General features: G+C 69.4%; 15 protein-coding genes. 8 read left to right on the forward strand and 7 right to left on the reverse strand.

The window, feature by feature from the left end; genetic code table 11:
* Positions 1-228 precede the first annotated feature (228 nt).
* Positions 229-1791, reverse strand: coding sequence for an RNA polymerase sigma factor (locus tag AC3B5T_RS17800; RefSeq protein ID WP_083207184.1), 1563 nt, complete (start codon positions 1789-1791; stop codon positions 229-231).
* A 56-nt stretch (positions 1792-1847) separates the two neighbouring features.
* Positions 1848-2666 carry a polyphosphate--glucose phosphotransferase gene (gene ppgK / locus AC3B5T_RS17805; protein WP_065628897.1) on the reverse strand — a complete coding sequence of 273 codons (819 nt, stop codon included), beginning with the start codon at positions 2664-2666 and terminating at the stop codon, positions 1848-1850.
* A 170-nt stretch (positions 2667-2836) separates the two neighbouring features.
* Between ppgK and AC3B5T_RS17810 the strand changes: the two genes are divergently transcribed.
* Entirely contained in the window at positions 2837-3790 is a 954-nt protein-coding gene (locus AC3B5T_RS17810; RefSeq protein ID WP_065628896.1) for an inositol monophosphatase family protein, read from the forward strand.
* Positions 3791-3842: 52 nt separating this feature from the next.
* Here AC3B5T_RS17810 and cei read toward each other — a convergent pair whose 3' ends face one another.
* Positions 3843-4535 carry an envelope integrity protein Cei gene (gene cei, locus AC3B5T_RS17815; protein ID WP_065628895.1) on the reverse strand — a complete coding sequence of 231 codons (693 nt, stop codon included), beginning with the start codon at positions 4533-4535 and terminating at the stop codon, positions 3843-3845.
* A gap of 410 nt (positions 4536-4945) precedes the next feature.
* Between cei and AC3B5T_RS17820 the strand changes: the two genes are divergently transcribed.
* Positions 4946-5245, forward strand: coding sequence for a DUF4193 domain-containing protein (locus tag AC3B5T_RS17820; protein ID WP_004018846.1), 300 nt, complete (start codon positions 4946-4948; stop codon positions 5243-5245).
* A gap of 97 nt (positions 5246-5342) precedes the next feature.
* On the opposite strand, the gene AC3B5T_RS17825 is transcribed toward AC3B5T_RS17820, so the two are convergent.
* Complete coding sequence (locus AC3B5T_RS17825) at positions 5343-5915, reverse strand: DUF3093 domain-containing protein (RefSeq protein WP_065628894.1); 573 nt, start codon at positions 5913-5915, stop codon at positions 5343-5345.
* A 22-nt stretch (positions 5916-5937) separates the two neighbouring features.
* On the opposite strand from AC3B5T_RS17825, the gene dut reads away from it, so the two are divergent.
* Both dut and AC3B5T_RS17835 read left to right on the forward strand, forming a co-directional pair.
* The gene (dut, locus tag AC3B5T_RS17830) at positions 5938-6423 is read left to right on the forward strand and encodes a dUTP diphosphatase (RefSeq protein ID WP_065628893.1); all 486 of its coding nucleotides are present in this window, start codon (positions 5938-5940) and stop codon (positions 6421-6423) included.
* A 109-nt stretch (positions 6424-6532) separates the two neighbouring features.
* Complete coding sequence (locus AC3B5T_RS17835; RefSeq protein ID WP_205334525.1) at positions 6533-7438, forward strand: DUF3710 domain-containing protein; 906 nt, start codon at positions 6533-6535, stop codon at positions 7436-7438.
* A 24-nt stretch (positions 7439-7462) separates the two neighbouring features.
* Here the strand turns inward: AC3B5T_RS17835 and AC3B5T_RS17840 are convergent, their stop codons facing one another.
* Positions 7463-8194 carry an alpha/beta fold hydrolase gene (locus AC3B5T_RS17840; protein ID WP_159370687.1) on the reverse strand — a complete coding sequence of 244 codons (732 nt, stop codon included), beginning with the start codon at positions 8192-8194 and terminating at the stop codon, positions 7463-7465.
* Positions 8195-8489: 295 nt separating this feature from the next.
* Here AC3B5T_RS17840 and AC3B5T_RS17845 point away from each other — a divergent pair, with 295 nt between their 5' ends.
* A complete protein-coding gene (locus AC3B5T_RS17845) occupies positions 8490-8864 on the forward strand; it encodes an OB-fold nucleic acid binding domain-containing protein (RefSeq protein WP_004018839.1) in 375 nt (124 codons plus the stop codon).
* 92 nt (positions 8865-8956) lie between these two features.
* Positions 8957-9592 (forward strand): DUF3159 domain-containing protein, encoded by a 636-nt coding sequence (locus AC3B5T_RS17850; protein WP_488358785.1) that lies wholly within the window; start codon positions 8957-8959, stop codon positions 9590-9592.
* Here AC3B5T_RS17850 and AC3B5T_RS17855 read toward each other — a convergent pair.
* Both AC3B5T_RS17855 and AC3B5T_RS17860 read right to left on the reverse strand, forming a co-directional pair.
* Positions 9565-10227 carry a potassium channel family protein gene (locus tag AC3B5T_RS17855; protein WP_065628889.1) on the reverse strand — a complete coding sequence of 221 codons (663 nt, stop codon included), beginning with the start codon at positions 10225-10227 and terminating at the stop codon, positions 9565-9567. The two genes, AC3B5T_RS17850 and AC3B5T_RS17855, sit on opposite strands and share 28 nt — an antisense overlap.
* A gap of 22 nt (positions 10228-10249) precedes the next feature.
* Positions 10250-10918, reverse strand: coding sequence for a potassium channel family protein (locus AC3B5T_RS17860; protein ID WP_211538850.1), 669 nt, complete (start codon positions 10916-10918; stop codon positions 10250-10252).
* A gap of 78 nt (positions 10919-10996) precedes the next feature.
* Here AC3B5T_RS17860 and AC3B5T_RS17865 point away from each other — a divergent pair, with 78 nt between their 5' ends.
* Both AC3B5T_RS17865 and AC3B5T_RS17870 read left to right on the forward strand, forming a co-directional pair.
* The gene (locus AC3B5T_RS17865; protein WP_078112316.1) at positions 10997-13012 is read left to right on the forward strand and encodes an APC family permease; all 2016 of its coding nucleotides are present in this window, start codon (positions 10997-10999) and stop codon (positions 13010-13012) included.
* On the forward strand, positions 13009-14316 hold the full coding sequence (locus AC3B5T_RS17870) for a class I SAM-dependent RNA methyltransferase (RefSeq protein WP_277242938.1): 1308 nt from the start codon (positions 13009-13011) through the stop codon (positions 14314-14316). Before AC3B5T_RS17865 ends, AC3B5T_RS17870 begins: the two co-directional genes overlap by 4 nt.
* Positions 14317-14425 lie beyond the last annotated feature (109 nt).

Here is a 14425-nt window from a genome sequence, read left to right on the forward strand (position 1 = left end):
AGGTCGACGGTGGCACGGCGCACCAGCATGGCGCCGCGTCTGCTCCCGGTCACTGCGTAAGTCACCGCGCCATCCTATGTAGTGCGTCCCCGAAAGCCCGAGAATCCGGTCGTGTCCAAATCGGAGCGCGCAGAACTATTGACAGATCGATGTCGATGTGGATGACACAACGACATCGCCCCCGGAACCGTGAGGTTCCGGGGGCGATGAGGCTGTTGTCGTCACCGACTAGTCGAGATAGTCACGCAGGACCTGGGAGCGCGACGGGTGGCGCAGCTTCGACATCGTCTTCGACTCGATCTGACGGATGCGCTCGCGGGTCACGCCGTAGACCTGCCCGATCTCGTCGAGGGTGCGGGGCTGGCCGTCGGTCAGTCCGAAGCGGAGGCGGACCACGCCGGCCTCACGTTCGGACAAGGTCTCGAGCACTGACTGCAGTTGATCCTGCAACAGCGTGAAGCTGACCGCGTCGACCGCGACGACGGCTTCGGAGTCCTCGATGAAGTCGCCGAGCTGGCTGTCGCCCTCATCGCCGATGGTCTGGTCCAGCGAGATGGGTTCCCGGGCGTACTGCTGGATCTCCAGCACCTTCTCCGGGGTGATGTCCATCTCCTTGGCGAGTTCTTCCGGCGTCGGCTCGCGGCCGAGGTCCTGGAGGAGTTCACGCTGGATGCGACCGAGCTTGTTGATGACCTCGACCATGTGCACCGGGATACGGATGGTGCGGGCCTGGTCGGCCATGGCGCGGGTGATCGCCTGACGGATCCACCAGGTGGCATATGTCGAGAACTTGTAGCCCTTGGTGTAGTCGAACTTCTCGACCGCGCGGATCAGACCGAGGTTGCCCTCCTGGATGAGATCCAGGAACGCCATACCGCGGCCCGTGTAGCGCTTGGCCAGCGACACGACGAGGCGCAGGTTCGCCTCGAGCAGGTGGTTCTTGGCGCGGTTGCCGTCGCGGGAGATCCAGTTCAGGTCACGCTTCTGGGCGGTGCTGAGCTTCTCGCCGGCATCCATGATGCGCCGAAGACGTTCGGTGGCGAACAGCCCGGCCTCGATGCGCTTGGCCAGTTCGACCTCTTCCTCGGCGTTGAGGAGGGCGACCTTGCCGATCTGCTTCAGGTACGCGCGGACACTGTCGGCGGAGGCGGTGAGCTCGGCGTCCTTGCGGGCCTGACGCAGCGCCTCGGACTCCTCTTCGTCCCAGACGAAGTCGCCGGACTTCGCGGCGGCGGCCTCGTCCTTGGACGCGGCCTTCGCGGCGGCCGGGGTTGCGCCGCCGGCGGCGGGCGCGGTCGCCTCCTCGGACTCGTCGTCGTCCTCCGACTCGTCCTCGGAGTCGTCGTCGACCTCCAGGTCGTCGTCGATCTCGACGTCCTCGAGTTCGGCGTCGGGACCGTCGATGTCGTCGATCGAGTCCGGGTCGTCGGGCTCGGCGTTCGGATCGTCGCCGGAACCCTCCGCGGACGCGGCCTTCTTGGCGGCCTTCTTCGGTGCCGCCTTCTTGGTGGCCTTCTTCGCCGGGGCCTTCTTGGCGGGGGCCTTGCGGGCGGCGGTCTTCTTCGCAGCCTTCTTGGCGGTTCGCTTCGCCGGGGCGTCGGTCGCGGCTGGGGTCGACTCCGTCGACTCGGCCTCTGCATCACCCTGGTGGGTCGTGATGGCTGCCACGTACAACCTTTCGAACTGTCTTCTGTGGTGTCTTCTGTCGTCTGTCACCAGACGCGACACGGCAGCATGAGCCGCCGTGGACGAGGTCTTGGTTTCTCGGTTGGAATGACCGGTGACGACCATTGTAACGACATCGCCGTCCCCGGTGTGTCAAAGCCCTGGTCACGCCCTGCGCGGCGTCACGTCTTCAGTCCCTGGGACACTGCCATGGCCGCACCGACGATGCCGGCGGTGTTCAACAGCGTCGCCGGTACCACGGGCGTCTTGTTGGTCAGCAGCGGAATCCACTTGTCGGACTTGCGGCTGATACCGCCGCCGGCGATGAAGAGATTCGGCCAGAACAGCGCCTCGTAGGTCTCGAGGACCTCGGAGACCTTCTCGGTCCACTTCTCGTACGACCAGCCCTTCTCCTCGCGGACACGCGAAGACGCCTGGTGCTCGGCTTCCTTCTTGCCGACCTGTAGGTGACCGAGCTCGGTGTTGGGCACGAGGGTGCCGTTGATCAGGATCGCCGACCCGATACCGGTTCCGAACGTCAGCAGCATCACGACCCCCGCGACGCCCTTGCCCGCGCCGTACGCGTCCTCGGCCATACCCGCGGCATCGGCGTCGTTGAGGACCGACACCTGCCTACCGCCGAGGTATCCGCTGAAGAGGTCGTAGACGTCGGTGCCGATCCAGGCCTTGTCGATGTTCGCCGCCGTGCGCATGATCCCGTCGGTCACGACCCCGGGGAGGGTGACACCCACCGGGCCGGTCCAGTCGAAATGCGCGACCACCTCGGCGACGCCCCGGGCCACGGCCTCGGGTGTCGCGGGCTGCGGGGTGAGCACCTTGAACCGTTCGCCGACGAGTTCACCGGTGTCGAGATCGACGATGCCGCCCTTGATCCCGGAACCGCCGACGTCGACCCCGAAACCGAGGTTCGTCGGAGGTGTTGGATCATCGGGGCCGGCGACATCGGAGTCGGACGATCCGGGGACGGACGTGTCGGTCATGGCGGGGCTCCCTGTCCGGGTCGGTGTCTGAGGGTGGGGGCAATCCGAGACCAGCCTATTCACGCGACCGGCGCAACGCCCGTCATCGCAACGCATGTCGACACGATTCGACCACCCGGGAGGAGAGATCGGTCACCGCGATCGGTGGTGCGCTCCGGCCATGTGCTCACATGGAGGGCGTGGATCAGACAATTCCGGTGGACGAGCTCGCCGCGGTCGCCGGCGCCGTGGCCCGGGAGGCCGCCGCGCACGTACGTCGCCGCCGGCCCGAATTGTTCGGTGCGACACCGGGACACGGCGAGCCGCCGCAGCCCGCCGCGGTGGATTCCACCGTCCGGCCCGTCTCGACGAAGTCGACGGTGCAGCCCGTGTCGACGAAGTCGACAGTGCAGCCTGTGTCGACGAAGTCGACGGAAACCGATCCGGTCACCCTCGCCGACACCGAGACCGAACGCCTGATCCGCTCGCTGCTGCGTGAGGCGCGCCCCGACGACGAGGTGCTGGGCGAGGAGGACGGCGGGAGCCGGGCGGTGCCTACCGGTGTCCGATGGGTGGTCGATCCGATCGACGGGACCGTCAACTTCATGTACGGCGTGCCGGCCTATGCGGTGTCCATCGCGGCCCAGGTCGACGGACAGTCGGTCGCCGGGGTCGTCGTCGACGTCGCCCGCGACGTCACGTACGGCGCGACCCTCGGCGGGGGAGCGTGGGCGGCGGACTCCGCCGGGGTACGCCGGCCGCTCCGCTGCAATCCGGTCGACAGGGCCGAACTCGCGCTCGTCGCAACGGGCTTCGGGTACGACGCGGCGCGCCGCCGGCAGCAGGGACGCATCGTCGCCGAACTGCTCCCACGTGTCCGCGACGTCCGACGCATCGGCGCCGCGGCCCTCGACCTCTGCATGGTCGCGGCCGGCGCGGTCGACGCCCACTACGAACACGGTCTGAGCCCGTGGGACTGGGCCGCCGGCGGACTGATCGCCGCCGAGGCCGGCGCCGTCGTCCAGACTCCGCCACCGGATTCGCGGGCCGACGAGGGACACATCACCGTCGCTGTCGCGCCCGGGGTGGCCGACGAATTCCTCGCGCTGCTCGACGAATTCGACGCTCGCAGCCCGCTCACCTGACGGCCTCCCGCTTCTCGCCAGAGGTCGCCGGCCGCCGCACTGCGTGCGGAGCTCAGCAGGGGGCGGAGTGCACGGCCTCGACGAGGACCGGGTCGACACCACTCGCCGGATTCTTCGGATCCGCCGACCGCAGCGCCTCGAGGGCAGCCTGCGCGTCCTGCGACATCTCGCCACCCGAGTGGTGGACCCCGAGTGCGACGTCGACGGCCGTGCCGCGCCGGCCGTCGTCGACCAACTGGGCGCACGGGAACGCCAGCCATGTGGCCGCCGCCGCCGCGCGACCGGCCGGCCCGAACCGGATCTGTGCGACACAGTTGAGATCCCGGTTGGGATAGACCGGGTCATCGGCGTACGGCGTGTCCGGCACCGGGCTGAACCCCTGCGCGGTCAGGTCGTCGGACACCGTGCGGGCCGCGCCTCGTTCGTCGGAGGCGTTGAGGACGCGGACGCCGAAGGTCGACAGCGGGGCCGGAGCGACTCCGAGCATCTCGTCCCGTCCGACGACGGTGAGGGTCGGCGGGGCCGGCGGAGGTGGCGCGCCCGCTTCCACCGACGTCGGCGGAGTCGGTTGATTGCACGCTGTCGGAACGGATTCGGACTCGCCGCCGCCCAGCGCAACCGCCCACACCACCACGCCGACGACCATCAGGACGACGACCGTGACGATCGCCGGTGCGTAGCGCCGCCGACGGTAGGGTCGGCCCTGCTCGTCGGTCGGATAGCCGACCGTAATCTTCGACACCACCGTGGACTGACTCCTCACTGGGCGTTGCGTGATCTCGGATCACTGTAGAGGGTGACCCCGCAGTCCCCCGCGAGCCTCGCCGGGAGCGGTACGACTGGGGTGTACCGGGGCATGGATCGGGCGCCGAACCGAAACTTACCGACGAGTTGGGTCCCGGGTATTGACCTTCGATAGTGTGTCGACTATACTTCGGGCGCCCGCGCTTCCAGACCCGGGGTGCGCCCGATATGAAACCGTGATCGAAATCACGCAATACGTCTGATCCTCTGGTACGAATCTCGCCCGAGACGACGTTGCAGTGACCCCATCGGTAAGACAATCCCGGCGGAGTCGTGCGCAATAACACCGGGTGGCGACGCCAGCGCCGTCACCGTGAGCGCCCCTCACACTCTCGACAAGTTAGGCAAGGAATGGCTACAGATTACGACGCGCCACGACGGACGGAGACCGAGGACCTCAACGAGGACTCGCTCGAAGAACTGAAGGCTCGACGCAGCGAGGCGCAGTCCTCGGCAGTGGATGTCGACGAGAGTGATACCGCGGAGTCCTTCGAACTCCCGGGCGCCGATCTCTCGGGCGAGGAACTGTCCGTGCGTGTCATCCCCAAGCAGGCCGACGAGTTCACCTGTACCAGCTGCTTTCTCGTCTACCACCGCAGCCGGTTGGCCGAGGAGAACGGAAGCTCGCTCATCTGCGTCGACTGCGCGTGAGATGAACTGAGTCCAGCTGTCACAGCTGATGAAGGGGGCCGACGCCGAATACGGCGCGGCCCCTTCGTCGTGTCTCGGGTAGAGAGTCGTGCCCGGGTCAGGCGGTGGGTGCGGGACGGTCGGCCGCGGCGTCGTCGACGCCCAGCGCCGCAAGGAGTTCGGCGGGCCGACGTGTCGAGACCAGCCAATACGGTGTCGGGTCGTCGGGGTCGTCGAGCACGATGAGGACCATCGTCTTCACCCAGGAGCGGTGCACGAGATAGGCCGCCGGGTCGAGCTGCCGCCCGAGTGCGGCGCTCTTCGCGGTCGCCGGGACCGTCGCCGCCCGCGCGACGACGGCGCGCGGCAGGACCGCACGGTGGGCATGCAGCTCCCGATCCGCGGTCACCCGGATGCGGGTACGGCTCATCGACCACAGCATCACGACGCACAGCACGCCGGTGGCCACGTATCCGATGATGCTCCAGGCGCTCCCGCGCGCCGACAGCTGGATCTCGTAGCCCACCACGCCGGTGAGGACCACGGCTGCCAACCACCACCACCACGGCACGTACAGGCGCTCGTCGAACAGATCGGCGGTCGAGTCGGTGACGCCGGCGTTCCGCCCGGTGGGTGCGGGGGAGGCGTCCGAGGGTCCTCCGGGGCGCTCGGGCGAATGATCTGCGGTCACGTGACCAGCGTAGTCTGCCTGCGTGGCCTCAGATCTCCCCCCTGCGCACCCCGCTGACCCGGCGCCGATCGCGCTCCGACGCCTCGATCCCGACCTACCGCTGCCGACCAGGGCGCACCCCGGGGACGCGGGGGTCGATCTCTATTCGACGATCGATCTCGAACTGCCCGCCGGACGCCGTCAACTCGTCGGGACCGGGATCGCCGTGGCGTTGCCGATCGGCACCGTGGGGCTGATCCACCCGAGGTCGGGACTGGCCGCCCGGGCCGGCCTGTCGGTCGTGAACACCCCCGGCACCATCGACGCGGGCTATCGCGGGGAGATCAAGGTCTGTCTGATCAACCACGATCCGGAGCAGACGATCTCCATCTCGCGGGGAGACCGCATAGCCCAGCTGATCGTGCAGCGCGTCGAGCTGCCCGACTTCGTCGAGGTCGACGAACTCGACGACACCGCACGCGGCGACGGCGGGTACGGATCGAGCGGGGGATCGGCGATTCTCGCCTGACCGCTGCGGTGAACCGTCGCCCGGGGCTCTCCCCGACGGGAGTCGATTAGTGTTTCCCGTGTGTCCGGCGGATCGCTGTCGCCGGCGGTGACGAACGAGGAGTGACGCGATGGCACAGGACGGATCAGAGGAGCTGCGGGTCGGTCAGGCGCGCGGCCCCTACGACATCGACGCACTGGCGACCCGGCCGCAGGAGCTCGAGAACTCCCATCTGGACCTCGGATCGGTGCTGGTCCCGGTGGTCGAGGGCGGACAGGTCACCGTCGAGATGTCCGAGGCCCACCAGCCGCAGAACGTGTACCTGGTGACCCCCATCGGCCGGATCTCGGTGAGCGCCTTCGCCGCACCCAAGTCCCCCGGGATGTGGCGTGAGGTGGTCCGTGAGCTGGCCGCTTCCCTCCGCGACGACGGCGCGGCCACGAGTGTCGAAGACGGGCACTGGGGGCGTGAGGTGGTCGCCGAGACGGACGGTGCGACCCACCGGTTCATCGGGGTCGACGGCCCGCGCTGGCTCGTCCGGTGCGTGGGCAGCGGACCCACCGAGCATGCGGACGACCTCGCACGGTTGAGCCGCGCCGTACTGGCCGAGACGGTGGTCCGACGCGGGTCCGAGCCGTTCCCCCCGCGGGATCCGCTGCCCGTCGTGTTGCCGCCGGTGCTCGCCGAGCAGGTCGCGGCCGCCCAGCAGCAGATGTTCGCCGGCCCCCCGGCCGGACAAGAATCCCCGGACCCCTCCGCCCAGAACCCCACCGCCCCGAACCCCACCGCACAGGACGCGGGCCCGGGTGCCGCGACCACCGAGGACGCGACCGACGATTCGGTACCCGTTGCCGGGGGTGCGCTCGATCAGGTAGCCCACGCCACCGTCTATGGGGAGAACGCCTACCGCGACGAGCCGGAGGCGGCCGCCGCCCCGGAAGTGGAGTCCGCGGCTCCCGCCGATCCCGAGGTCGACGAGGAGCCGTTGCCGCCGTCGTCGGGCTCGGCGATGCAGCGCTTCCGCCGCCGCCGCTGAAGCTCCGGCCACACCGGGCTCCGATCACCCCGGCGGGTCGGTGAGTGCGACAAGCCCGGCCCGGAGCTCGTCTCCCAGCACACCCGGATCGTGGCCCCAGTCGTCGAGCGTGATCTCGACGAGGGTCGATTGCGGTGCGGCAGCATGCCATTCGCGGGCGACGGCGATGGGGTGGACCGGATCGTCGGCGGCCGCGACGATGGCCAGCGGCACCGTGAGCCCGGCGATCTCGGCCGGCGTCGGCGCCCGATGACGAGCCGCCTCGCGCAACATGCCGGCGAGGCCCGGGTACAGACCCCGCCACGACCGGGTCAGTTCCGCGGCCAGCCAGGCCGGGCTGCTGCTCGCCATCGCCGCGATGGTCGCCTCGAGTCCGTCGCGTTCGAGCGCCTCGGCGGTGGCGCCGGCACTCGCGGCCGCGGGTGCCGAGTGGGCGTCGCCGCTCCATGCCGGCAGTGCGGCGAGCACCCCGGCGCAGCGTCGGTCGGTGTCCTGCAGGGCCCACTCGAGCGCGATCGCGGCCCCGATCGACACCCCGCCCACGAGGATCGAGCGGTGGGCTCCGGCGGCCCGCTCCAGCCCGCGGAGGTGGCCGTCGATCAACGGCGTTGTCGGGTCCAGCGCGATGAGCTCTACCTCCAGGTCAGCTGCGGCGCGCTGAAAGGAACGGGTGACGTGATCGGCGTCGGAACCCGTTCCGGGTATGCCGACCAGAGCCGTCGGGCGAGGGCGGTGCGGACCGTCGGTGCCAGGCATCAGGGCATCATCCCCTAGTGGTATGTCTCGAAAAGAGGTGGCCGGTATCCGGTGGGGCGCCGGGGACCATTCGCTTGTTTCCGAGACACACCACTAGGGTGTCCCGAGGCCCCCGCGCAGACCTGGACAGCGGGGGTCCGGCGACCACGGAATGGCCCCGCGGTCGCCGACGTTGTCACTGGCCGAGGCCGAGGTCTACGCTGGCGGGCAGGTCACCGATCACTCGTTCGGCGACCCACGGACACCGCTCTGTACAGCCCTGCGGTGCCGGCCGAAATCCATTGGGAGGGTCGAGATGCCCACTGCCGGCTATCTCAAACGACTGACCCGTCGGCTGACCGAAGATCTCGGTGACGCCGACGCAGAGAAGATCGCCGAGGAATCCAAGGCGACAGGTGCCCAGCGCGCATCCGAGTGCTGCCGCGGTGACGAGGTCACCATGCACGGCGAACTGCGTGCCGTCGAGACCTGTTCGCGCTCGGCCAAGGCGGGGGTGAAGGCCGAGTTCTTCGACGGCTCCGACATCGTGATGCTGAAGTGGCTGGGCCGTAACCGCATCACCGGCATCGAGCCCGGCCGCAAGGTCACCGTCCGGGGCCGGCTCGCCGAGCAGGACGGCCACAAGGTGATCTACAACCCTTATTACGAGTTGCACGGCGTCGACGAGTGACCGGTCCGGTCCCCGAGCATCCGGCCTCGAGACAGCCGGACGCCGAACCGTCGGCACCCGGACAGTCAGCACCCGAGCAGGCGGCGCCCACGGTGCTCGAACAGATCGGTGGCGTCTCCGGCCTGGTCTATTCGACCGTGCCCGTGGTGGTGTTCGTCCCCGTCAACTCCTTCTTCGACCTCCGGACCGCCATCTACGCGGCGCTCGGCGTGGCGGCGCTGCTCTTCGTCGTACGGCTCGTGCGCCGCGAACCCCTGACCCCCGCGATCTCGGGTCTGCTCGGCGTCGCCATCTGCGTCTTCATCGCCGACCGGGTGGGGGATGCCAAGGGCTACTTCCTCTTCGGGATATGGAGCACCCTCGTCTATGCGATCGTGTTCGCCGTCTCGATCCTGGTGCGGTGGCCCCTCATCGGGGTGGCCTGGCATCTGATCAACGGCGAGGGTTCCGGCTGGCGCAAGCAGCGGTCCATCCTCCGCGCCTACGACATCGCCACCGCGCTGTGGGCGGTGCTCTTCGCGGCGCGCTACCTCACGCAGTCGGAACTGTACGACGACGGGGCCACCGGGTGGCTGGCGTTCGCGCGCATCGCGATGGGGTGGCCGCTGACCGCACTCGTGGTGCTCGCGACGATCCTCCTGGTCCGCCGGGCGCAGCGAGGCCGAGGCGGCGCGCGCCGGCACCCCGCCGGACGCGGACGTCACCGCGCGATCTGCATAGCCTCATAGAGGGCGGGTTCGGCCTCGGTGGGCGCGATGAAGACCAGTTCGTCGCCGCCCTCGATGGGGTCGTCGCGCTGCGGGACGATGACGCGGCCGCCGCGCAGGATCGCGACGAGCGCGGCGTCGCGCGGCAGTTCCAGCTTCCGGACGGGCTTGCCGGCGAGGGGAGTGTTCGACGGCAGGGTGAGTTCGACGAGGTTGGCCTGCCCCTGACGGAACGTCATCAGCCGGACCAGATCGCCGACGGACACCGCCTCCTCGACCAGGGAGGCGAGCAGGCGCGGGGTCGAGACGGCGACGTCGACGCCCCAGTCCTCGCCGAACAGCCACTCGTTACGCGGGTCGTTGACGCGGGCGACGACCCGGTTGACGGCGAACTCGGTCTTCGCGAGCAGGCTCACGACGAGGTTGGCCTTGTCGTCGCCGGTCGCGGCGATCATGACGTCGTAGGTCTGTAGTTGCGCCTCTTCGAGATTGGCGAGTTCACACGCGTCGGCGAGCACCCATCCCGCGCCGACGACGGCGTCGGTGTCGATGTGGCCGGCGTTGCGCTCGAAGAGCGTGACCTCGTGGGCGTTCACCAGCAGTTCGCGGGCGATCGAGCGCCCGACCGCGCCGGCTCCGGCGATGGCGACCTTCACTTCGGGACTCCTTCGGCCCGGGTCATCCGGACTCGTTCTGGGTGAACGGCCGCGCGGCGACGCCACGGGCGTTCTTGAGGTTGTCGAGCATGACCGCTCCGTAGACCACATCATCTTGTTGCAGAACGGTTCTCGCCTCGGGGAGAACCGGACGTCCGACACGGCTGAGGAAGGCCACCCGCGCGCCGGTCTGCTCCTGGAACTTGCCGACCGAGATCCCGATCCACGAGTCGTCGACGTCGATCTGGGCGATCGCCAGCGAACCCGACGGGTCACGCCACTCCATCGTCGTCGTCTCGCCGAGCGCCGAGACGAATCGCTCGGTCGTCCAGGGGACGGTCGCCACCGTCGGAATCCCGAGCCGCTCGTACACCTCGGCGCGCTTGGCGTCGTAGATCCGGGCGACGACGCGCTCGACGTCGAAGGTCTCGCGGGCCACCCGCGCCGAGATGATGTTCGAGTTGTCCCCGGAGGACACCGCGGCGAACGCGTCGGCGTGCTCGATGCCCGCCTTGACGAGGATCTCGCGGTCGAACCCGACCCCGGTGATCGTGCGGCCCGCGAAGTCGGGACTCAGCCGCACGAACGCGCTCTGATCCCGATCGATGATCGCGACGTCGTGTCCGCGCTTCTGCATCGACATCGCGAGCGCGGATCCGACCCGCCCGCAACCCATGATGACCACCTGCACGGCATTCCTCTCCACACGCGGCTCGTCTGCCGCGAGTCGAACCTACCCGCCTCGGCGCCAACGCTCTAGGGTTGCCTGGTGTCCACCGTCTCCAAGGTGTCCGTCGCGACGAAACGCCTCCTGCTCGGCAGGCCTTTCCGCAGCGACACGCTCGGTCACACGCTGCTGCCCAAGCGGATAGCCCTGCCGGTGTTCGCCTCCGACGCGATGAGCTCGGTGGCGTACGCGCCGCAGGAGATCTTCCTGGTCCTGTCCGTCGCCGGCATCAGCGCGCTGGCGTTCACGCCCTGGGTGGCGATCGCCGTCGCCGTCGTCATGGCCGTGGTCGTCGCGAGCTACCGCCAGAACGTGCACGCATACCCCTCGGGTGGCGGCGACTACGAGGTCGCGACCGTCAATCTCGGTCCCAACGCGGGCCTGACCGTCGGCAGCGCCCTGCTGGTGGACTACGTACTCACGGTGGCGGTGTCGGTCACGTCGGCGGCGGAGAACATCGGTTCGGCGATCCCGTTCGTCGAAGAGCACAAGGTGTGGTTCTGCGTCGGCGCGATCATGCTGCTCGCCGCGGTCAACCTGCGTGGCATCAAGGAGTCCGGGGCCGTGCTCGCGATCCCGACCTACGGGTTCATCATCGGTGTCCTGGGCATGCTCATCTGGGGGTTCACCGAGATCTACGTGCTCGGGCAGGACATTCATTCCGAGACCGCCGACTTCGGCATCGTGCCCGAACAGGACAACCTCACGGGGCTGGCGCTGATCTTCCTCGTCGCCCGGTCGTTCTCCTCGGGCTGTGCGGCGCTCACCGGGGTGGAGGCCATCAGCAACGGGGTGCCGGCCTTCCGGAAACCGAAGTCGCGCAACGCCGCGACGACGCTGCTGCTGCTGGGCGCGTTCTCCATCACCCTGCTGATGGGCATCGTGCTGCTGGCGGAGAAGATCGGCGCGAAGTACGTGATGAACCCGGAGCAGGACCTCATCGGGGCGCCGGAGGGTTACCAGCAGAAGGCCATGATCGCCCAGCTGGCCCATGCCGTCTTCGACTCCTTCCCGCCGGCCTTCTTCTTCGTCGCCACCGTCACCGCGCTGATCCTGCTGCTGGCCGCGAACACCGCCTTCAACGGTTTCCCGGTCCTGGGGTCGGTACTCGCGCAGGATCGCTACCTGCCGCGCCAGTTGCACACCCGAGGCGACCGCCTGGCGTTCAGCAACGGCATCCTGTTCCTCGCGATCGCCGCGATCATCTTCGTCGTCGCGTTCGGCGCGCAGGTGACGTCCCTGATCCAGCTCTACATCGTGGGCGTGTTCGTGTCGTTCACCCTGAGCCAGACCGGCATGGTGCGGCATTGGACCCGCCTGCTGCGTACCGAGACCGACCCGAGCGCGCGGCGTCGGATGATGCAGTCCCGGGTGGTCAACACGGTCGGCCTGGTGATGACCGCGACGGTCCTGGTCGTCGTCCTGATCACCAAGTTCACCGAGGGTGCCTACATCGCCGTGATCGCGATGGTCTCGCTGTTCGTGATCATGAAACTCATCCATCACCACTACGCGTCGGTGCAGCGCGAACTCGACCGCGCCGAGGACGACGACGAGGCCGTCCTGCCCAGCCGCACACATTCGATCGTGCTCGTGTCCAGCCTGCACATGGCGTCCAAGCGGGCCCTGCGGTATGCGCGGGCCACCCGTCCGGACGTCCTGGAGGCGATCACGGTCAACGTCGACGACCGCGACACCCGCAAGCTCGTCTCGGAGTGGGAGGCCAGCGACATCACCGTCCCGCTGAAGGTCATCGCCTCGCCCTATCGCGAGATCACCCGGCCCGTCATCGAATACGTGCGCCGGGTGCGGCGTGAGTCGCCGCGCGACGTCGTGACCGTGTTCATCCCGGAGTATGTCGTCGGGCACTGGTGGGAGCAGATCCTGCACAACCAGTCGGCGCTGCGCCTCAAAGGCCGGCTGCTGTTCGAGCCCGGCGTGATGGTGACCTCGGTGCCGTGGCAGCTCACCTCGTCGGACCGGCGCAAGGAAGACCGCGCGTACTGGGCGCCGGGGGAGACCCGCCGTGCGCTCGGCGAACCCGAACGGCGACCGTGAGCGGCCCGGCAACACCGCGACGGGTCGAGGTGACCGTCGACCGTCCGGCCAACGGCGGTGAGTCCGTGGGCCGCGCCGACGGCCGCGTCGTGTTCGTCCGCGGGGCGATCCCCGGCGAACGGGTGGTCGCCGACATCACCGACGACCGGCACGACTCGTACTGGCGGGCCGAGGTGGCGGAGGTGCTCGACGCCTCGCCGCATCGGGTGGCGCCGCGGTGTCCGGCGGCCGCGGCCGGGGCCGGGTGCTGTGATCTCGCGCACGTGGCACCCGGTCACGCGCGGGACCTGAAACAGGCTGTGCTGCTCGATGTCCTGGATCGCGTGGGCCGTCTACCGGGCGCGATCGTGGCCGGCACCGAGCTGGCGACCGACGGCGTGCGGCGTCTCGGGGACGCCGACACGGGGTGGCGAATCCGGACCCGTCTGGCCGTGGACGGCCGGGGGCGCCCGGGGCAGTCGGCGTTCCGCGGCCGCGGCGTCGTCACCGAGGCCTGTGTCCAGCCCGCCCCGGGAATGCTCGACGGACTCGCCGACCGCGGTTTCACCCCGCACTCCGAACTCGCCGTCGTGCTCGACGCCGACGGCGCGCGCCACGTCACCGAACTCGCGCCCGTGGCGGAGCCGCGGCGGGGCCGTGCCGACAGCCGGCGCCGGGCGCAGCAGAACCGCGCCCGGCACGCACGGCCCCGTGCCCAGCGGGTCGTCGAAGGCGAGGCGACGGCCGTCCAACGGGTCGGCGGGCGGTCGTGGGACATTCCCGTCGCGGGATTCTGGCAGGCGCACCGCGACGCGCCGCGGGCCTACGCCGAGACCGTCGTCGACTTCGTCGGTGCGCATCTCGGGGGACCGCCACGTGTGGCGTGGGATCTGTACGGCGGGGCAGGGGTGTTCGCGGGCGCACTGCTCGACGGCCCGGCCGGTGCGCCGGACACGGTGCACATCGTCGATTCGGATCCGGCCGCACTCGACGCCGCCGAACAGGCCTTCGCCGGCGGCGGCGATCGGGTTCACACCCACCGCGGGGAGGTCGCGGCCCGGATCGCGGACCTCACCGCGCGGCCGGACGTCGTAGTCCTCGATCCCCCGCGTACCGGAGCCGGGGAACGGGTGATCGGGGCGATCGCCGACGCCCGGCCCGGCATCGTGGTCCACGTGGGCTGTGACGCCGCCCGATTCGCACGTGATCTCGGATACTTCGCCGCACGCGGATTCCGTGTCGTCGACATACGCGGTTTCGACGCTTTCCCGCTGACGCACCACGTGGAGGCGGTGGCCTGCCTCGTTCCGGCCGCCGACGGGTGAGCGGGGCGCGCTCGCGAGGTCCGGGATCCCGACGCGTCGGCCATCCGTCGATCGGGCTCGCGACGAATGCTTCCGTAGACTGACCAGACATGTGCCGGACGTTGACCGG

It is taken from the genome of Gordonia sp. G4 (assembly GCF_057770005.1).

What these genes read in the sequence shown, in the direction of transcription:
- AC3B5T_RS17800 (WP_083207184.1), bottom strand. Translation starts at nt 1,791, where the DNA reads ATGGTCGTCACCGGTCATTCCAACCGAGAAACCAAGACCTCGTCCACG.
- ppgK (WP_065628897.1), bottom strand. Translation starts at nt 2,666, where the DNA reads ATGACCGACACGTCCGTCCCCGGATCGTCCGACTCCGATGTCGCCGGC.
- AC3B5T_RS17810 (WP_065628896.1), top strand. Translation starts at nt 2,837, where the DNA reads ATGGAGGGCGTGGATCAGACAATTCCGGTGGACGAGCTCGCCGCGGTC.
- AC3B5T_RS17820 (WP_004018846.1), top strand. Translation starts at nt 4,946, where the DNA reads ATGGCTACAGATTACGACGCGCCACGACGGACGGAGACCGAGGACCTC.
- AC3B5T_RS17835 (WP_205334525.1), top strand. Translation starts at nt 6,533, where the DNA reads ATGGCACAGGACGGATCAGAGGAGCTGCGGGTCGGTCAGGCGCGCGGC.
- AC3B5T_RS17840 (WP_159370687.1), bottom strand. Translation starts at nt 8,194, where the DNA reads ATGCCTGGCACCGACGGTCCGCACCGCCCTCGCCCGACGGCTCTGGTC.
- AC3B5T_RS17845 (WP_004018839.1), top strand. Translation starts at nt 8,490, where the DNA reads ATGCCCACTGCCGGCTATCTCAAACGACTGACCCGTCGGCTGACCGAA.